General features: G+C 71.5%; 14 protein-coding genes. 4 read left to right on the top strand and 10 right to left on the bottom strand.

The genetic code is table 11. The features are described from left to right. Positions 1-141: 141 nt before the first annotated feature. Together ACLIN4_RS28505 and ACLIN4_RS28500 are read left to right on the top strand one after the other, a co-directional pair. Entirely contained in the window at positions 142-2,532 is a 2,391-nt protein-coding gene (locus ACLIN4_RS28505; RefSeq protein WP_107480009.1) for an HAD-IC family P-type ATPase, read from the top strand. Between the two features lie 730 nt (positions 2,533-3,262). Next, complete coding sequence (locus ACLIN4_RS28500) at positions 3,263-5,164, top strand: AfsR/SARP family transcriptional regulator (protein ID WP_107480008.1); 1,902 nt, start codon at positions 3,263-3,265, stop codon at positions 5,162-5,164. Positions 5,165-5,230: 66 nt separating this feature from the next. On the opposite strand, the gene ACLIN4_RS28495 is transcribed toward ACLIN4_RS28500, so the two are convergent. The 7 genes from ACLIN4_RS28495 to ACLIN4_RS28465 form a co-directional block, all read right to left on the bottom strand. After that, positions 5,231-5,446 carry an MbtH family protein gene (locus tag ACLIN4_RS28495; RefSeq protein ID WP_019328564.1) on the bottom strand — a complete coding sequence of 72 codons (216 nt, stop codon included), beginning with the start codon at positions 5,444-5,446 and terminating at the stop codon, positions 5,231-5,233. Positions 5,447-5,576: 130 nt separating this feature from the next. Then, on the bottom strand, positions 5,577-6,743 hold the full coding sequence (locus ACLIN4_RS28490) for a lipase (protein WP_289907275.1): 1,167 nt from the start codon (positions 6,741-6,743) through the stop codon (positions 5,577-5,579). Between the two features lie 230 nt (positions 6,744-6,973). Further along, positions 6,974-7,405 (bottom strand): hypothetical protein, encoded by a 432-nt coding sequence (locus ACLIN4_RS28485; RefSeq protein ID WP_381943135.1) that lies wholly within the window; start codon positions 7,403-7,405, stop codon positions 6,974-6,976. A gap of 73 nt (positions 7,406-7,478) precedes the next feature. Further along, on the bottom strand, positions 7,479-8,336 hold the full coding sequence (locus ACLIN4_RS28480; RefSeq protein WP_107480459.1) for a prephenate dehydrogenase: 858 nt from the start codon (positions 8,334-8,336) through the stop codon (positions 7,479-7,481). A gap of 80 nt (positions 8,337-8,416) precedes the next feature. Beyond that, on the bottom strand, positions 8,417-8,872 hold the full coding sequence (locus ACLIN4_RS28475) for a phospholipase (protein WP_019328560.1): 456 nt from the start codon (positions 8,870-8,872) through the stop codon (positions 8,417-8,419). Between the two features lie 176 nt (positions 8,873-9,048). Next, positions 9,049-9,846 (bottom strand): ABC transporter, encoded by a 798-nt coding sequence (locus ACLIN4_RS28470; protein ID WP_289907265.1) that lies wholly within the window; start codon positions 9,844-9,846, stop codon positions 9,049-9,051. Between the two features lie 6 nt (positions 9,847-9,852). Then, positions 9,853-10,806 (bottom strand): ABC transporter ATP-binding protein, encoded by a 954-nt coding sequence (locus ACLIN4_RS28465; RefSeq protein ID WP_289907262.1) that lies wholly within the window; start codon positions 10,804-10,806, stop codon positions 9,853-9,855. Positions 10,807-10,942: 136 nt separating this feature from the next. Between ACLIN4_RS28465 and ACLIN4_RS28460 the strand changes: the two genes are divergently transcribed. Continuing rightward, a complete protein-coding gene (locus tag ACLIN4_RS28460) occupies positions 10,943-12,682 on the top strand; it encodes a sensor histidine kinase (RefSeq protein ID WP_381915487.1) in 1,740 nt (579 codons plus the stop codon). Between the two features lie 18 nt (positions 12,683-12,700). Continuing rightward, positions 12,701-13,369 (top strand): two component system response regulator, encoded by a 669-nt coding sequence (gene absA2 / locus ACLIN4_RS28455; RefSeq protein ID WP_107479253.1) that lies wholly within the window; start codon positions 12,701-12,703, stop codon positions 13,367-13,369. Positions 13,370-13,383: 14 nt separating this feature from the next. On the opposite strand, the gene ACLIN4_RS28450 is transcribed toward absA2, so the two are convergent. Genes ACLIN4_RS28450 through hppD form a run of 3 tightly spaced genes read right to left on the bottom strand, consistent with a single transcriptional unit; the run spans position 13,384 to position 16,957 of the window. Then, positions 13,384-14,709, bottom strand: coding sequence for a PLP-dependent aminotransferase family protein (locus tag ACLIN4_RS28450; protein WP_411576373.1), 1,326 nt, complete (start codon positions 14,707-14,709; stop codon positions 13,384-13,386). Next, complete coding sequence (locus ACLIN4_RS28445) at positions 14,706-15,887, bottom strand: alpha-hydroxy acid oxidase (protein ID WP_382020697.1); 1,182 nt, start codon at positions 15,885-15,887, stop codon at positions 14,706-14,708. Before ACLIN4_RS28445 ends, ACLIN4_RS28450 begins: the two co-directional genes overlap by 4 nt. Further along, positions 15,884-16,957, bottom strand: a complete 1,074-nt coding sequence (hppD, locus tag ACLIN4_RS28440) for a 4-hydroxyphenylpyruvate dioxygenase (protein WP_289907248.1) — start codon at positions 16,955-16,957, stop codon at positions 15,884-15,886. The genes ACLIN4_RS28445 and hppD overlap by 4 nt, the downstream gene beginning before the upstream one ends. Between the last annotated feature and the right edge of the window lie 303 nt (positions 16,958-17,260).

Below are 17,260 nucleotides of genomic sequence, written 5' to 3'. Positions count from 1 at the left end.
ATCCGTCCCTGTCGAAAGTAAGGCGGAAGAGACGTCGTTCGTGCCTGGTGACGGTGGATGACGGGCTCCTACAGTCACTTCGCGGGGGATGCAGCCAAGACCGGAACTGAGCGCGGAGTCGAGCCCGGGAGGGCGTCAGGGATGAAGAACCAGTTGGACGAGCCGGGGGGCACGACACGCGTCGGCGGGAGAGGCGGCCTCACCGCGGCCGAGGTCGCCGAACGGGTCGCGGCGGGACAGGTCAACGATGTGCCGGCCCGGTCGAGCCGCAGCATCGGCGAGATCGTCCGCAGCAACCTGTTCACGCGCATCAACGCGATCATCGGCGTGCTGTTCGTCATCGTGATGATCGTCGGACCGGTGCAGGACGGGCTGTTCGGCGGGGTCATCCTCGCCAACACGCTGATCGGCATCATCCAGGAGGTACGCGCCAAGCGGACCCTGGACCAGCTCGCGATCGTCGGCGAGAGCCGGCCCCGCGTCTGGCGGGACGGGCAGCGGGTCGAGCTCAGCGCCTCCGACATCGTCATCGACGACACCATCGACCTCGGCCAGGGCGACAAGATCGTGGTGGACGGCACGGTCACCTCGGGCGACAACCTGGAGGTCGACGAATCGCTGCTCACCGGCGAGGCCGACCCGGTGGTCAAGCAACCCGGCGACCCGGTGATGTCCGGCAGCTTCGTGGTCGCCGGGTCGGGGACGTTCACCGCCACCCGGGTGGGCCGGGAGGCGTACGCCTCGCAGCTCGCCGAGGAGGCGAAGCGCTTCAGCCTCGTCAACTCCGAGCTGCGCAACGGCATCGACCGGATCCTGAAGTTCGTCACCTACGCGATCATCCCGGCGGGTGTCGCGCTGATCATCACGCAGTTCGTGGTGAACGACGACAACTTCTCGGAGGCGATCCGCCGCATGGTGGGCGGTCTCGTCCCCATGGTCCCCGAGGGCTTGGTGCTGCTGACCTCCCTGGCCTTCGCGGTCGGCGTGGTCCGGCTCGGCAAGAAGCAGTGCCTCGTGCAGGAGCTGCCCGCGATCGAGGGGCTGGCCCGGGTGGACACGGTCTGCCTGGACAAGACGGGGACGCTCACCGAGGCCTCGATGGACGTCGACGAGGTCCTGAAACTGCTGCCGGACGTGCCGGCCGAGGCGGTGCTCGGCGCCCTCGGCGCCGCCGACGAGCGCCCCAACGCCAGCCTCCAGGCGATCATCGAGTCCTACCCCGCGCCCGAGGACTGGCGGCGCACCGCCACCGCGCCCTTCTCGTCCGCGCGGCGCTGGAGCGGCGCCTCCTTCGTCGAGCCGTCCGGCGCCGAGTCGGCATGGCTGCTCGGAGCCCCGGACACGATGCTGCCGGCCGGCCACTCGGTGCTCACCGCCGCTGACTCCTACGGGGCGCGGGGGCTGCGCGTGCTGCTCCTCGCACGCTGTTCGCGACCGCTGGACCTGCTCATGGAGGACCCCGGCGCCGTACCCGACGCGGTCACTCCGGCCGCGCTCGTCGTCATCAAGCAGCGGGTGCGGCAGGAGGCGCCGGCCACCCTCCGGTACTTCGCCGACCAGGGCGTGACGGCGAAGGTGATCTCGGGCGACAACGCCGTCTCGGTGGGCGCCGTCGCGTCCAGCCTGTCGCTGCCGGGAGCGGAGCGGCCGGTGGACGCCCGGTTCCTGCCCGAGGACCCGAGGGAACTCGCCGACGCCGTCGAGGAGAACTCCATCTTCGGGCGGGTGGGGCCGCAGCAGAAGCGGGACATGGTGGGCGCCCTGCAGTCGCGCGGCCACACGGTGGCGATGACCGGCGACGGCGTCAACGACGTCCTCGCGCTCAAGGACGCGGACATCGGCGTGGGGATGGGATCGGGCAGCCCGGCCACGCGGGCGGTCGCGCAGATCGTCCTGCTGAACAACAACTTCTCCGCGCTGCCCTCGGTGGTCGCGGAGGGGCGCCGGGTCATCGGCAACATCGAGCGGGTGGCCAACCTGTTCCTCACCAAGACCGTGTACTCGGTGCTGATGGCGCTGGTCGTCGTGATCGCCCAGGTGCCCTACCCGTTCCTGCCGCGCCACATCACCCTGGTCGGCTCCCTCACCATCGGCATCCCCGCGTTCTTCATCGCGCTCGCCCCCAACCATGAGCGTGCCCGGCCCGACTTCGTCGGCCGCGTCCTCAGGTTCGCGGTCCCGGCCGGCGCGCTGGCGGCCACCGCGACCTCGGTCGCCTACCTGATCGCCCGGTCCGTGTACGACGACAACCTGGACGCCGAGACCTCGGCAGCGACCCTCGCGCTCTTCCTGACCGCGCTGTGGGCCCTGGCCATCATCGCCCGCCCGTACACCTGGTGGCGGGTGCTGCTGGTGCTGGCCATGGCGGTGAGCTTCGCCGTGGTGCTGGTGGTGCCGTGGCTCCAGGAGTTCTTCCAGCTGAAGCTTGTCGGTGTCGCGGCCCCGTGGGCGGCGGTCGCCTGTGCGGCGGTCGCCGGACTGATCCTGGAGGTGGTCTGGGCCCGGATGCGGCGCAGGCTCGACGCCAAGTGAGCGACCGGGCGGTCGTCCCCCGTACCGCCCGGTGAGAGGAAGGGACGCCCGGTCCGTGCCGGGCGTCCCTTCCGTTTGTACGGCTTCCTGTCGCCGCGAGCGTGCGGATCCAGCCAAAGTCCCTCCGGTTCGACCGGACGCGACGCCTCCGGCCCACCCCGGTCCCGTCGGTCGCAGCGCACCGCAAGATCCGCCGCGACCAGCGGACTTCGCATTTTCCGGCTATCCACGGGGAAGGTGACCGACGGGTAACCACGGGGCCGGATCCAAGCCTCGAGGGAATGGGAAACGCCGCACTGACCAAAGCCAGGGCAGAGACCTGACGAAAGTTGAGTGTTGGAGTTGAAGAAGATCCGTATTATTCGACTGCAGGCAGGGGGGAGCCGGCTACGACGGTAAAAATACGCAGGTCACATTGGGCCGAACCGCAGGCAGCGCGGCGCCGGCGACCACGACCGCGACATTCGCACCGCTCCCCCTCACACTGCCGCCCGGCCACCGGGCCCGGACGTACGGCACCGAACGGAAGTGAGGAACTCACGCAGACCAGGAACCGCTGACGCACAGAGACCGGATCCGGAGGTGAGCGACATGGCAACGAGGGCCCTACCAGCGGTGAACCCGGCTGACTCGGCCTACGCACAGATTTCATGTCCACGACATGTAACGGATTCGGAGAGTCACAGCACGCAGACATCAGCACAACTTGACGCGGGGGTATCAAGAGGTCATGAATCTTCGGCTGATAGAACCGATAAACAAGGGAATCGGCAATGCGGAGAATTCCCAAAAGGAGTTTCCCGCAGTCGGTCTCGAATTCGGAGTGCTCGGGCCGCTCGAAGTGAGCATGAACGGCCGAGGCCTTACCGTGGGCGGCCCCAGGCAACGTGCCGTACTTTCCGCACTGCTTCTCTCGTTCAATCAGGTGGTCTCTTTTGATGCCCTGATAGAAAAGGTCTGGAACGGCCGTCCGCCGAGCACGGCGCGCACTCAGGTGGCCATTTGCATCGCCACTCTGCGCAAGATCTTCCGCACCGCCGGCCTGGACCGGGAAACCATCATCACGGCCACGCCCGGCTACATGCTCAGCCTCACCGGCCACTCGCTGGACTCGCTCCGCTTCGAACAACTGGTCGCCCGGGCCACGGAGCTGACGGCCGAGAACCGCCCGGCGCCCGCGGCTGATGCGCTGCGCCAGGCGCTGGCCCTGTGGCGCGGCCCCGCGCTCGGCGGCGTCTACGCGCCGTTCGCCGAGACCGAGGCGGCCCGCCTCGACGAACAGCGGATGCTGGCCGTGGAACAGCTCACGGCGCTGCGCCTCCAACTCGGCGAGCACCAGGCCGTGCTGGGCGAACTCCAGGCACTGGTCGGCGCCTGTCCACTGCGGGACCGGCTGCGCTACTACCTGATGCTCGCCCAGTACCGTTCGGGCCGGCGTGCGGAGGCGCTGACGACATTTCGCGACGGAATGCGCCACTCCATCGAAGAGATCGGTCTTGAACTGGGCACCGACCTCCAGGCGCTGCACGACTCGATCCTCCGGGACGAATTCCCCCAGCTCGACGTCCCGGGCATAACGATGCAGCAAAGAGACAGACAGCAGACCGTTCCCAGTCAGCTTCCGGAAAGCGACGCCTACTTCATCGGGCGTAGTCGAGAGCAGTGGCTGATGGATGACGTGCTGCTCGACGGATCCGCGCAGAATCCCTCCCCCATCGCCTACATCACCGGAAGTCCCGGAATCGGAAAGACGAGCCTCGCCGTCAACTGGGCGCACCGCGCGGCCCACAGATTCCCCGACGGGCAGTTGTTCGCCGACCTCCGGGAGGGAGACACCCTGGGGGTGCTCCACCAGTTCCTGCGCCAGCTGGGAGCCGAGGGCCCGCTGCCCGCCGAGCCCGCGGACGCGGCCGAGCGGTATCGCGGGATGCTGGAGGGCAGGCGCGTCCTGATCGTGCTCGACCACGCCTCGTCGTACACCCAGGTACGTCATCTGCTGCCCACGAGCGGCGGGTGCTGCGTCCTCATCACCGGCCGGGCCAACCTGGACGAGCTGATGCAGAAGTACCGCGCCCTGCGCCTGCGCGTGGCGCCGCTGTCGGACGACGAGTCCCGCGAGACGCTGACCAGCGTGCTGCGGGACGCCAGGGCGGAGGAATCCCCCGAGGCGACCAGCCGGCTCGCCGCGCTGTGCGGGCACACTCCCCTCGCGCTGCGGGCCGCCGCGGCCCGGCTGCTCACCAAGACGCACTGGCGGGTCCTCGATCTGGTGCGCCGCCTGGAGCGCTCGGGCGACCGGCTGGCGGAACTCAGCATCGGGGACGACTCGCTGCGCGCCCGGCTGGACCGCAGCATGCGGGAGCTGGACCCCAGGGTGGCCTACGCCTACCGGGAGTTGAGCCGTCTCGACGACACGGACTTCGACGCCGCCCAGGCGGCGCAGGTGCTCGGCACGGACCTGCTGGAGGCCGAGGACCTGATCGAGACCCTGGTCGACGCCCAGCTCCTGGAGGCGGTGGGCCGCGGCGGCGCCTGGGGCGAGATGCGCTACCGGTGGCAGGAGTTGGTGCGGCTGCACGCCTTCCACTGCCTGACGGCCGCCACCCCGTGCGGGGCGGCGCTCACCGACTGAGCCGGGACACGACAACGGCCCGTACACCCCGGCCGGGGTGGTACGGGCCGTCGCGTTCGCCAGGCGTCAGTTGCCGGCGCTCATCGCCTCGACGAGGCTCCTGGGCCGCATGTCGGTCCAGTTCTTCTCCACGTACTCCAGGCACGCCTCCCGGTCGGACTCGCCGAAGGCGACCGTCCACCCCGCGGGCACGTCCACGAACGAGGGCCACAGCGAGTGCTGCCCCTCCTCATTGACCAGCACGAGGTAGCGGCCGTCTGCGTCTTCGAACGGATTGGTCACGTCTTCATTCCTTCCGGGAGCGTCGGGTGAACTCTGCGCGAGTCGCGGACCCTGCCGACTCCGGTCAAGGTACGGGGACCGTCTTTCCTTCCGATATCGATCCGTTTTTCCACGGGCCGCCGCGGACTGTTCAGCGGCCGTGGTCGACGACCTCCGGGGCGTGCCGGACCGCCGCGTCGAGACGGGGGCCGTGCTGCCGCAGCCGCTCGTCGAGGTGGGCGACCACCAGCTCCCGGGTGATCCGCTGGGCGTCCGCCGCGCCGAGCGTGACCTCGGGGCCGGCCGCTCCGGTCCGCTCCAGGAGCGGGGCGTAGTCGGTGAAGGAGAGGTGCCCCGCGCCGCGCACCGACAGCCAGCGGCGCGGGCCGGACAGGTCCCGCCAGGTCCGCCCCCAGGTGGCGTCGGCGCCGGGGCGGCCGTGCCCGCCCGCGCCGAGCAGCAGGAACGGCCGGTCCACCGGGCTCTTCCCGGCCGTGTGCACGGTGCCGTCCAGATTGACCGCGGCGGCGAAGCCCGCATCGGTGCGCAGTGCCTCGAAGGCCGCGGCACCGCCCATGGAGTGGCCCACCACCGCCACCCGCGACGGGTCCAGGGGCGGCAGCCCCGCGGTGCCGGGCGACCGGAGCAGCCGCTCGCGCAGGAAGCGGAGGTCGGCGGCGCGGACGGCGGCCACCCGGGCGCCCTCGGGACGCCGTTCGCAGGCCAGACAGCCGGTGACGCGGCCGTCGGGGTGGCTGATGGCCGGGGCCTCGTAGGCGTGGTCCACGGCGGCGACGGCGTAACCCCGGCTCGCCAGCTCCTCGGCCAGTCCGGTCAGCGAGGTACGGGGCAGCGCGAAGCCCGGTGACAGCAGCACGAGGGGCAGGCCGCGCGCGGGCCCGGGGAGCGGCGGCGGGGCCAGGCGCGCGTGGACGCGGGTGCGGCTGAGCAGGTCGGCGGGTACGCCGCGCACGCGGTGGAAGCGCAGGATCAGCTCCGACTCCCGCGCGGTGACGTAGGAGGCGTGCGGCGCGCGGGAGGGCAGTGCGGGGTACCAGAGCGAGACCGTCAGCTCGCGGTGCCGGTCGGGGTTCCAGGGGTCGGGCCGGGAGGTGTCGCTCAACTGCGTCGTGCGCATACCGACCGGCAGGGCGCCGGTCGGCGCGGGCAGGGCCGGCGCGGGCAGGGCCGCCTCGGGTGCCGGGGCTGCCGCCGCGCTCCGCCCGCCCTCGCAGGAGGGCGCGACGGCCAGCAGCAGGGCGGCCGCGAGGGCCGCGCATCGACGCCCCGCACGGCCGGCTCCGGTCACTTTCGTCATCAGCGCTCACTTCGTCGGAAGCAGGAACACTGATGACGTTAGGAGGGGAAACCGCGAGGTGACAGCGGGGACGGCGCTTTCATGACCTTGGTCGACAGAAGTCTGTGCGATCTCCGTGGGCCGAACGGTGCCACGCCTGGACCTTGGTCGTCCGCTTCGCCGCTTTCCCCTTTCTTACGGCAGGGGTTCTTCCGGCCGGGGGTTCTTCCGGGGGCTCTTGGGCAGGGCCGTCACATGAAGACCAGCGCGAGGCTCGTGTCCCGCACACCGGTGACGTCCTTCGGGCCGTACTCCGACTCGGTCGGGTCGTAGTCGAACTCGACGTACGCCTCGCCGCCCGGGAAGTGCGGGCAGGCCATGTGGCTGCTGCTGGAGTCGGCTCCGGTGGCGGTCTGCCAGTCGATGGACCAGGCGACGCAGCCGGAGTCGCCACCCGTGAAGGGGCCGCCGGGCTTGAGGTCCTCGACGTACCCGGTCACGCGCACGCCGCCGTCGTCGACGCATACGGTGATCTCGCCCCTGCCGAAGTCCTCGGCCTCACTGTCCGTCAGGCAGCCGGGGGCCGCCGGCCCGTCGGGCGTGGCGGAGGCCGTCGTCGGCGGGAGCAGGGCGGCCGCGCCGATGGCCCCGGCGAGAGCCGCGGCGCGCAGGATTCCGCGCATGGTGGTGTCCTTTCCGTCGGTGTTGCCGGTCCGTGTCGGTGGTGCTGTCCGCGCGCTGGTCCTTCGGCCCGGCTCAGGGCCGGGGCGTGTCCGGCTCCCGGATGCGGGCCCGTCCCGCCGCACCGAAGCGCAGGGTCTCCCGCAGCCGGACCGGGCCGGTCGCGTCCCCGGACCGGGCGGCGTCCCGCAGTTCGCGGGCCATCACCTGCGCCTCGGCCGCCCAGTCGTCCAACTGGTCGGCCACGGGACCGGCGTTGGCGGTCAGGATCTCCGCCCAGCGCTCCGGGTCGCCGTCCGCGGTCCTGGTCACGTCGCGCAGGTCCTGGCCGGCCAGCCGTACGGCAGACTCGTCGCCGCCCAGCAGGCGCGCGGCGACCAGGCTCGCGACCAGGTGCGGGGCGTGCGAGACGAGTGCCACGGCGCGGTCGTGTGCCTCGGGGGCCAGCAGCACCGAGACCGCCCCGCACAGTGCGACCAGTTCCAGCGCGCAGTTCAGGGCGAGGTTCCCGGTGGCCTCGGTGGGGGTGAGCGCCCAGGGCCTGCCGTCGAAGAGGTCGGCCCGCGGCTGGGCCGGGCCTTGTCCGCCCCCGACCACGGGGGCGCCGCTGACCAGCGAGGTCAGGTCGCAGCCGTAGGCCCGGACCTCACGGTGCAGGGGCACCTTGACGCCGAAGACATCGGTGTAGCAGCGGGCGGTGCCGAGCTTCTGGTGCTCGGCGAGGGCCGGGGCCACCTGATCGGGCGGCACCGCGAGGACCGCGATGTCGGCCTGCCTCGGAGGGCGCGCGGCGAAGCCCGCGCCGCACCGTTCGCCGGCCAGCGCCGCCTCGGGGTCGGCGTCGGTCAGGTAGGTGGTCACGCCGTGCCGTCGCAGTGCGAGTCCCACGGATCGGCCGATCACTCCGGCACCCACGATGACGACGCTGCGCATGCGCCTTCCTCTCCTCGGCTCGGACCCTCTCCGGCGGGGCTCGGGCCGGCTCCCGCCGGAGGGCCGGCCCGTGCCGCGGGTCAGCCGAAGATCTTGACGGCCTGGTAGTACGTCCAGGCGGTGCTGTTGCAGGCCGTGTTCTTCTCGCCGGTGTAGCCGGTGCAGACGCGCTTCATGTCCTCGTAGAAGGCGCTGTCGAGGCGGCTCTTGTTGGCGTCGAACTGGCCGGCCGCCTTGTAGTTGCGGTAGCCGAAGTCATGGCGCGCGCAGGCGTTGTCGAACGGGAAGCCGAAGGGGTTGTCGGGCGCCTGGGTGCAGCCGTCGGTCGACCAGTCGAACCCGTAGGCGGCCCAGGCGGACTGGTTGCGGTTGGCCGCGAGCCACGCGTTCTGGCTGGTCGCGCTGGTCTGCGTGAACGAGGAGAGCACCTGCGGCTTGTCCGCGGGGGCCGCCTGGGCGGGGGCGGCGGCGACGCCGAGCGCGAGCGCCGAACCGAGGACGGCGAGGGTGGTCCTGGTCTTCGTCGTGGTGCGCATGAACGGCCTCCAAGGTGGGGTGAGGATGCGGCTCCACCACCTTGGCGAGGCCCGCTATGGGCCCCTTATCGCACCGCTATCGCTCGTCCGGCCCCGCTCGTGCGGACACGGCGAAGGGGCCGCACACCGACGGGCGGAGTGCGGCCCCTTCGTGTTCCGTGGGGGGTACGGACTTCCTAGGCGTCCCGGCGGCGCAGGACCGCGGAGCCGGCGACGTATGCGGCCAGTGCCCACAGCACGAGGACCAGCAGGGCGACTCCGCCGCCGTAGGGGTCGCTGTCCTGGGTCAGCAGGACGGTGCCGGCGACGCTGGGCATGTAGTCGGAGGCGGTCTCCAGCCACTTGGCGCCTACGACGCCCATCAGCTGCGGCAGCGCGAGCAGCACCATGATGAGGGTGGTGATGGTGCCCGCCGCGCTGCGCAGGACGGTGCCGAGTCCGATGGCCATCACGGCGAGGAGCCCGAGGTAGACCCCGGCGCCCAGTGCGGTGCCGAGCAACTGGCCGCCGGTGTAGTCGCCGTGCTCGCCCATCAGGGGCGCGGCCACCATGGTGCCCAGCAGGCTGAAGACGAAGCCCGCGGCGACCACGACGGCGCCGATCACCAGGGTCTTGCACCGGAGCATCCGGCCGCGCTTGGGCACGCTCTGGAGCGTGGTGCGGATGGAGCCGCTGGAGTACTCGCTGGTGAGGGCGAGGGTGGCGAGGACCACGATGGCCAGCTGGGAGATGAGGAAGGCCTGGGACGCGTGGTGCGGGGCCGGCATCGTGACGTCGACGCCCTTCTTCGCACTGGCGTCGGCCGACGCGCCGACCATGGCGGCGAAGCCCACCGTGAGCAGCAGACCGACGGTCAGGTTCCACCAAGTGGCCCGGACACTCCAGAACTTGGTCCACTCGAACGCGACGGCGCCCTTGAAGCCGCCGCCCTTCACGGGGCCCACGAGCTTGGGGGCGGTTGCAGTAGTAGTCATGTCCAGTTACGCCTTCTGGTGGTCCGGAGCTTCGGTGACCTGGGCGAGCGCGGGAGAGCCGTACTCCACGCTCGCGGCGGTGAGTTCCATGTACGCCTGTTCCAGGCTGGCCTTGCGCATGCTGAGTTCGTGGATGGGGACACGGTGGTGGAACGCCAGGTCGCCGATCTCCTCCAGCGTGCCGCCGACGACGAGGAGCTCGTCGGGCGTGGAGTCCACGCCGGGCTCGACTCGCAATCCGGACTCCAGCAGCTGCCGCCTCAGCACGTCGGGCTGCGGGGTCCGGACCCGGACGGCGGTCAGCGAGCTGCCCGCGATGACCTCTTCGATCGGCGCGTCCGCGATGATCTTCCCGCGGCCGATGACCAGGAGGTGGTCGGCGGTCTCCTGCATCTCGCTCATCAGGTGACTGGAGACGAAGATCGTCCTGCCCTCCGCGGCCAGGGAGCGCATCAGCTCGCGGACCCAGCGCACACCGTCCGGGTCCAGTCCGTTGACCGGCTCGTCGAAGAGCAGCACCTTGGGGTCGCCCAGCAGAGCCGCGGCGATCCCGAGCCGCTGCCCCATGCCGAGGGAGAAGGAGCCGATGCGCTTCTTCGCCACCTCGGTCAGGCCCACGGTCTCCAGGACCTCGGCGACCCGGGAGGCCGGGATGCCGTTGCTGCGGGCCATACCGAGCAGGTGGTGGTAGGCCGAGCGGCCGGGGTGGCCGGCGCGGGCGTCGAGCAGGGCGCCGACCTCGCGCAAGGGGTGCCGCAGCTCCTCGTAGCGCTTGCCCCTCAGCAGGGCCCGCCCCGACGTCGGCGCGTCCAGACCGACGATCATGCGCATGGTCGTCGACTTCCCCGCGCCGTTCGGGCCGAGGAATCCGGTGACCTTTCCCGGTTTGATCTCGAACGAGAGGTCCGAGACGGCCGTCTTGTCGCCGTACCGCTTGGTCAGTCGGTCCAAAGTGATCATCGCCTGGTGGCTCCTTCCAAAGTCACGTGTTCAACGCTAGGGAGAGGAGAAGGCCGAAGACATCTGGCGATCGGCAACGACCGCATTCGACTTTCGGCAGATCCGCAGGCCGCGACCCTTCTTGTACCGTGCTGGAATGCACCGATGGCAGGCCGTGCGCCGACGAATCCGATCGCTCCTGCGGGTCCTGTGCTCCGAGCGCCCTTTCGCCCGGCGCGGCGATCTGGTGCTGGTCCTGGTGCTGCTGGCGCCCTCCGCGTTCAGTACGGAGGCGCTGGTGACCACGCCGGTCAGCTGGCTGACCGCCTGCCTGGTCATCACGGCCGCGGTCGTGGTGCAGCGCACCGCGCCCCTGTTGTCTCTGCTGTTGGCGGCGCTCCTCACCCTGTTCTATCCGTGGTTCGGCGCGAGTCTGTGGCCGGCGATGGCCACGGTGGTGCTCAGCTGCCTCGCGGGCCGCAGACTGACCCGGCTGTGGCCCGCGCACCTGGTGTTCCTCTGTGTCGCGGTGACCGGACTCCTGCTCGTGAGCACGGTCGCCCAGACCAAGGACTGGCTGAGCCTGCTGATGACCGAGTTCGTCACCTGCGTGCTGCCCTGGTGGGCGGGGAACTGGTGGAGCCAGCGCACCGCGCTGGCCCATGCCGGCTGGGAGCACGCCGAGCAACTCGAGTGGCGCCAGCGCTACATCGCCGACCAGGCCAGGATGAAGGAGCGGGCCCGGATCGCGCAGGACATCCACGACTCCCTCGGTCACGAGCTGAGCGTGATGGCCCTGCTCGCCGGCGGGCTGGAACTGGCCCCCGGGCTGTCGGAGCAGCACCGTGAGTCCGTCGGGCAGTTGCGCGAGCGGTGCACGATGGCCACCGAGCGGCTGCACGAGGTGATCGGGCTGCTGCGGGAGGATCCCACGCCCTCCCTGACTCCCGCCCACGAGTCCATCGCCCAGCTCGTGCGCCGGTTCCAGCTCTCGGGCACGCCGGTGACGTTCCAGGAGGACGGGGCTCGGGACCGGCCGGGCACACCGCTGCTGTCCGACCTCGCGGCCTACCGGGTGGTGCAGGAGGCGCTGACCAACGCGGCCAAGCACGCGCCGGGCGCCCCCATCACCGTCCAGGTGACGCACACGGCGGACGAGACCGTGGTCTCGGTCCTCAACGAACGGCCGGAGCACGGCCTGGACACGCCGGCGACGGGCAGCGGGTCCGGGCTGATCGGCCTCGACGAGCGCGTCCGGCTCGCGGGCGGCACGCTGCGGACGGGCCCGCGGTCCGGTGGTTTCGAAGTACACGCGCGACTGCCGCGCAGCGCCTCCTCGACGTCGCGGTCCACCGAGCCGCCGAGCGGCGGCACCGGGACCGGTGCCCCGGGGCCGTACACCGGGGAAGGCGGCGCGGGCGGCGTCGGCACGGACGCGGACCACGGGGCCGGCCCGGCCGGGCACGGCTCCGGCCCCACGACCGACGCGGCCCGGCCCGCGTCCGCCGCGCCGTGGCTCAGCGCCTCGCGGACCGCGCTGCTGCGCACCCGGGCCCGGCTCAGGCGCGACGCGCGCCGGGCCGCGCTGATCCCGGTGGTGGTCGGTGCCGCCATCGTGGCGTTCCTCGGCGGACTTTACGTCTTCACCTCGGCGACGACGTCGGTCAGCCCCGAGGACTACGCCGGGATACGGGTCGGGGAGACCCGTGACGAGTTGACGCCGGTCCTGCCGGACCGGCGGATCAGGAAGCCGCCGCCGGTCATCTCCGAGCCGACCGTGCCGGCCGGCGCGACGTGCGAGTACTACCGGGCGAGCAGAAGTCTCCTCGACTTCGGCGACACGATGTACCGGTTGTGCTTCAAGGATGATGTCCTGATGGCCAAGGACACGCTCTGACCACCAGGGAAGGATCGGATGATTCGCGTACTGCTCGCCGACGACGAGACCATCATCAGGGCCGGGGTTCGCTCCATCCTGACAACCGAACCGGGCATCGAGGTGGTCGCCGAGGCGTCCGACGGGCGTAAGGCGGTCGAGCTGGCCCGCAAGCACCGGCCCGACGTGGCCCTGCTCGACATCAGGATGCCGGAGATGGACGGCCTGACGGCCGCGGGGGAACTGCGGACCACCAACCCGGACACCGCGGTGGTCGTCCTCACCACCTTCGGCGAGGACAAGTACATCGAGCGCGCCCTCGACCAGGGAGTGGCCGGCTTCCTGCTCAAGGCGTCCGACCCGCGGGACCTGATCTCGGGCGTGCGGGCCGTGGCGTCCGGGGGGTCCTGTCTCTCGCCGCTGGTGGCGCGGCGGCTGATGACCGAGCTGCGCCGGGCGCCGTCGCCGCGCTCGCAGTTGTCCGGGGAGCGCACCATGCTGCTGACCAAGCGGGAGCAGGAGGTCCTCGGCATGCTGGGGGCCGGGATGTCGAACGCGGAGATCGCGCAGCGGCTGCACCTGGTCGAGGGCACGATCAAGACGTATGTCAGCGCCATCTTCACCCAGTTGGAGGTCCGCAACCGGGTGCAGGCGGCGATCATCGCCTACGAGGCGGGGCTGGTGACGCGGAGCGACCTCGGCAGTTGAGTGGCCCGGGCGGGTCAGGCGCCCGCCCGGTCCTTGACGAAGCGGGCCAGCCGCGCCGCTCCCTCGGCGGCCCGGTCGGTGGTGAGGTAGCTGCACGAGAGCCGGATCTGCCGGTCGCCCGCGTCGTCCAGGTGGAAGTGGCGCATCGGCGTCCAGATGACGCCGTACTTCTCCGCGGAGACGTCCAGCGCGGCCTCGTCCGCCTCGAACGGCACGTCGAGGGTGAGGAAGAAGCCGCCGTCGGGGTCGTTCCAGCGCACCCCGTCCGTCTCCGGTGAGCCGGGCGGGAGTTCGGCGGCGAGGGTCTCCCTCAGGCACCTCATGGTGGCCTGGTAGTGGCGTGCGGAGGTCTCGTTGGCCGACCGCAGTCCACCGCCGTTCTGGAGGAGCAGTCCGGCGACGGCGGCCTGGCTCAGGCTGGAGGTGTTGACGGTGACCATGCTCTTGACCTTGGCCAGTTCCTCGGCGAGCAGTCCCGGCGGCCGGCCGTCCGCGCCCGCCACGAGTTGGTCCGCGACGACGAAGCCGACCCGGGCGCCCGGGAAGGCGGTCTTCGCGAAGGAGCCCAGGTAGACGACGCGCCGTTGGGTGTCGAGGGACTTGAGGGTGGGGCGGCGCACCGAGCTGAACACGCCGTAGGGGTTGTCCTCCAGGAGCAGCAGCCCCAGCCGGCCCGCGGCGTCGAGCAGGGCGGTGCGGTCCTCCCGGCGCATGCTGACGCCGGTCGGGTTGGAGCAGTCGGGTACCACGTACAGGCACCTGGCGCGCCGGCCGCTCGCCTCGATCTCCCGGACGGTGCGTTCGAGCCCTTCCAGGCTCGGGCCGTTCGGGGTACCGGGCACCGGTACGACGGGGATGTCCAGCAGGCTCGCGGCGCCGGTGATGCCGACGTAGGCGGGGCTGTCGACGAGGAGCACGTCGTCCGGGCCGGTGAACAGAGCGCGGAGGGTGAGGAGGACGGCCTCCTGGCAGCCGACCGTCACGACCACGGCGGCGGGGTCGACCGTCATGTCCTCGTCGACTTCGAGCATGCGCGCGACGATGTCCCTGATCTGGCCGGCGGTCTCGCCGTACTGGTACAGCGCCGTGCGCACGCGTTCCTCGGAAAGGCCGCGCCCGCGCAGGTGGTCGAGGTAGGTCTCGATGAGCCCGGGGACGCGCGCGACGTCGAAGTCGCCCTCGTACGGCCGTCCCGGGGCGAAGGAGATCGCCTGCGGGTACCGGAGGGTGACCTCGTTGAGGAAGGTCATCGTGTCGAGCAGCGGAGCGGAGAGGCTGGGGTGCAGGGCGGTCCGCGGCAGCACCCCTTCGGGATCCGCGCTCGCTCGGGTGGTCGTCATCCGTGGCTCCTGTCTGTGTGCGGCGCCGTGCGGGGCACGGTGGTTGGGCCCGGGGGCGGCGGGCCCGGACGTGGCGGAGACAGCGTGTCCGGGCCGATCGTGCCGGTGGTGGCGTGGCCCGTGAGGACCATGGTGTCGGCGAACTCCGCGGTCAGCAGGGCGAGCATCCGGCGTACGCCCGGGCCGCCGCCGGCCGCGAGCGCGTACAGTGCCGGCCGCCCGACGAGGACGGCGCGGGCGCCGAGGGCCAGCGCGGCGAGGATGTCGGCGCCGGTGCGGACGCCGCCGTCGAGGAGGACCGGGACGCGTCCGCGCACGGCGGCCACCACCTCGGGCAGCGCCTCCAGCGTGGCCGGTACGCCGTCGAGTTGGCGGCCCCCGTGGTTGGAGACGACGACGCCGGCGACGCCCGCCCGCACCGCTGCCTCGGCGTCCGGGGCCGTCAGGACGCCCTTGGCCAGCACCGGGAGCCCGCTCACCGAAGCCAGCCGGGCCACGAAGGACCAGTCCAGGCCGCGGTCGAAGGCCAGCCTGCTGTGCGCTCCCGGGGTGGCGCTGCCGGCCGCCGCCGAACCGGCCAGGTTGGCCGGGGTGATGTGGGCGGGGACCGCGAACCCGTTGCGCAGGTCGCGCAGCCGACGGCCGGTGAACGGGGTGTCGACGGTGAGCACCAGCGCCTGGTAGCCGCTGTCGCGCGCCCGGCGGGCCAGGTCCAGGGTGGTGCCGTGGTCGCGGAAGCAGTACAGCTGGAGCCACAGCGGTGCGCTCGCGGCGTGCGCCACCTCTTCGAGGGTCCGGCTCGCGAAGGTGCTCACGACGAGCGGGAGGCCGAGGGCGCCCGCGGCGGCGGCGGTGCCCGGTTCGCCGTCGGGGTGGGCGAGTTCGTGGTAGGCCACCGGCGCGATGCCCACCGGCGCCGCCCACCGGGCGCCCAGCAGTTCCACGGAGGTGTCCGGCTCGTCGACGCCGGGCAGCGCCCGGGGCCGCAGCCGCACGGCGTCGAAGACGGCCTCGTTGGCGGCGAGGGTCCGCTCCCGTCCGGCACCTCCGGCGATGAAGTCCCACACCTCGGGGGGCAGTCGCCGGCGCGCGAGCCGGGCGAAGTCGTCGAGCGTGAGCGGCTCCGGATCCGGCTCCCCGGAGGCGGCGCCGGCGGGCCCACGGGTGGCGGACGTCATCGACCGGCCACTTCCCGCTCCCTCTCGACGGCCTCGTAGAGCGCCTTGATGTTGGAACTGCCGAAGCCGCGGGCTCCGTTGCGCTGGATGTACTCGTAGAAGAGCGTGCCGCGCGGGTAGGGCGAGCGGGTGAAGATCTGCAGCAGGTAGCCCCACTCGTCGCGGTCCGCGAGGACGTTGGTCTCGCGCAGATCGCTGATGGCGTCGGCCATGGCGCCGACCCGCTCGGTGAGCAGGTCGTAGTAGGCGCCCGGGGTGCGCAGGAAGGCGACGCCGCGGTTGCCGAGCGAGCGGACGGAGTCGACGATGTCGTCCACCAGGAAGGCCAGGTGCTGGACGCCCGGACCGTCGTGGGCGGTCAGGAACTGGTTGATCTGCCCCGGCAGTCGGGTGTCGTCCGGCTCGATGAGCGTGAAGGTGATGCCGCCGTCGGCGTTGCGCACGACGATCGAGTCCATCGCCTGCTCGCCCACCTCGATGTACTCGGAGGAGTAGTAGGGCATGTCGAAGGCCGCCTCGTAGAACTCGGCGGTACTCCGCAGCGTGCCGGCCTCCAGGCAGACGGCGACGTGGTCGAGGAAGGGCCGGGGGCCCGCGTGGTCCGTGGCGGCCGGCAGCAGTGCCCAGTCGCGGTCGGGCGGCAGCGGTGCCGCGCCGTCGCCGGTGGCGGCGACCAGCGTGTGCCGGATCTCCCCGAAGCCGGAGACGGCGGCGAACCACGCGTCCTGGCCCGTCCGCCGCGAGGGGGTCGGCGTCTGCACCGCCCGGGCGCCGGCGACGACCGCGCGGTCGAAGCAGGAACGTACGTCGTCACAGGTGAAGGCCAGGTCCGCGATGGAGTCACCGTGCCGCTCCACGTACCGGGCGACATCGGTGTCCGGCCGCAGCGCCTGGGTGACCACGAGGGTGACCTCACCGCTGCGCAGCACGGTGGACCGGCGGTCGTGCGTGCCGGTGGCGGGCCCCGCCACGGCCAGGGGGACGAAGCCGAGGCTGTCGACGAGGAAGCCGGCGGCGTCCCGGTCGTCCGCGACGTACAGCTCGGCGTACGCAATGGCACTGGGCGGCATGCGGATCTCCAATGAATGAAGGGGAGAATTACGGGAGCGCCCGCGGGAAAGAGGGGCGGCGCATTTTCGGGGCAGCAATGAGAAATGCGCGTGGCTACACTCTACAAATCACCCGTATAACCTCGCTATCGGCTGGTTATCAACCTTCCTACCTGCGGTTATCTACTCGGATAACGATATTGACCATCTCGTCGCGGCCTTGCTAGCGTCCCAGTTCGCCCTTAGTCGAAAGCCATCCGGGCTACACCGTATTTGTTTTACCGCGCGCCACTGCGAGGCCGGGGGTTCCGGCAGAGGATTGTG

Source organism: Streptomyces mutabilis (genome assembly GCF_046628145.1).
Lineage (GTDB): Bacteria > Actinomycetota > Actinomycetes > Streptomycetales > Streptomycetaceae > Streptomyces > Streptomyces mutabilis.
This window is presented reverse-complemented; position numbering and strand designations above follow the sequence as displayed.

What these genes read in the sequence shown, in the direction of transcription:
- ACLIN4_RS28505 (WP_107480009.1), top strand. Translation starts at nt 142, where the DNA reads ATGAAGAACCAGTTGGACGAGCCGGGGGGCACGACACGCGTCGGCGGG.
- ACLIN4_RS28500 (WP_107480008.1), top strand. Translation starts at nt 3,263, where the DNA reads ATGAATCTTCGGCTGATAGAACCGATAAACAAGGGAATCGGCAATGCG.
- ACLIN4_RS28490 (WP_289907275.1), bottom strand. Translation starts at nt 6,743, where the DNA reads ATGACGAAAGTGACCGGAGCCGGCCGTGCGGGGCGTCGATGCGCGGCC.
- ACLIN4_RS28485 (WP_381943135.1), bottom strand. Translation starts at nt 7,405, where the DNA reads ATGCGCGGAATCCTGCGCGCCGCGGCTCTCGCCGGGGCCATCGGCGCG.
- ACLIN4_RS28480 (WP_107480459.1), bottom strand. Translation starts at nt 8,336, where the DNA reads ATGCGCAGCGTCGTCATCGTGGGTGCCGGAGTGATCGGCCGATCCGTG.
- ACLIN4_RS28475 (WP_019328560.1), bottom strand. Translation starts at nt 8,872, where the DNA reads ATGCGCACCACGACGAAGACCAGGACCACCCTCGCCGTCCTCGGTTCG.
- ACLIN4_RS28470 (WP_289907265.1), bottom strand. Translation starts at nt 9,846, where the DNA reads ATGACTACTACTGCAACCGCCCCCAAGCTCGTGGGCCCCGTGAAGGGC.
- ACLIN4_RS28465 (WP_289907262.1), bottom strand. Translation starts at nt 10,806, where the DNA reads ATGATCACTTTGGACCGACTGACCAAGCGGTACGGCGACAAGACGGCC.
- ACLIN4_RS28460 (WP_381915487.1), top strand. Translation starts at nt 10,943, where the DNA reads ATGCACCGATGGCAGGCCGTGCGCCGACGAATCCGATCGCTCCTGCGG.
- absA2 (WP_107479253.1), top strand. Translation starts at nt 12,701, where the DNA reads ATGATTCGCGTACTGCTCGCCGACGACGAGACCATCATCAGGGCCGGG.
- ACLIN4_RS28450 (WP_411576373.1), bottom strand. Translation starts at nt 14,709, where the DNA reads ATGACGACCACCCGAGCGAGCGCGGATCCCGAAGGGGTGCTGCCGCGG.
- ACLIN4_RS28445 (WP_382020697.1), bottom strand. Translation starts at nt 15,887, where the DNA reads ATGACGTCCGCCACCCGTGGGCCCGCCGGCGCCGCCTCCGGGGAGCCG.
- hppD (WP_289907248.1), bottom strand. Translation starts at nt 16,957, where the DNA reads ATGCCGCCCAGTGCCATTGCGTACGCCGAGCTGTACGTCGCGGACGAC.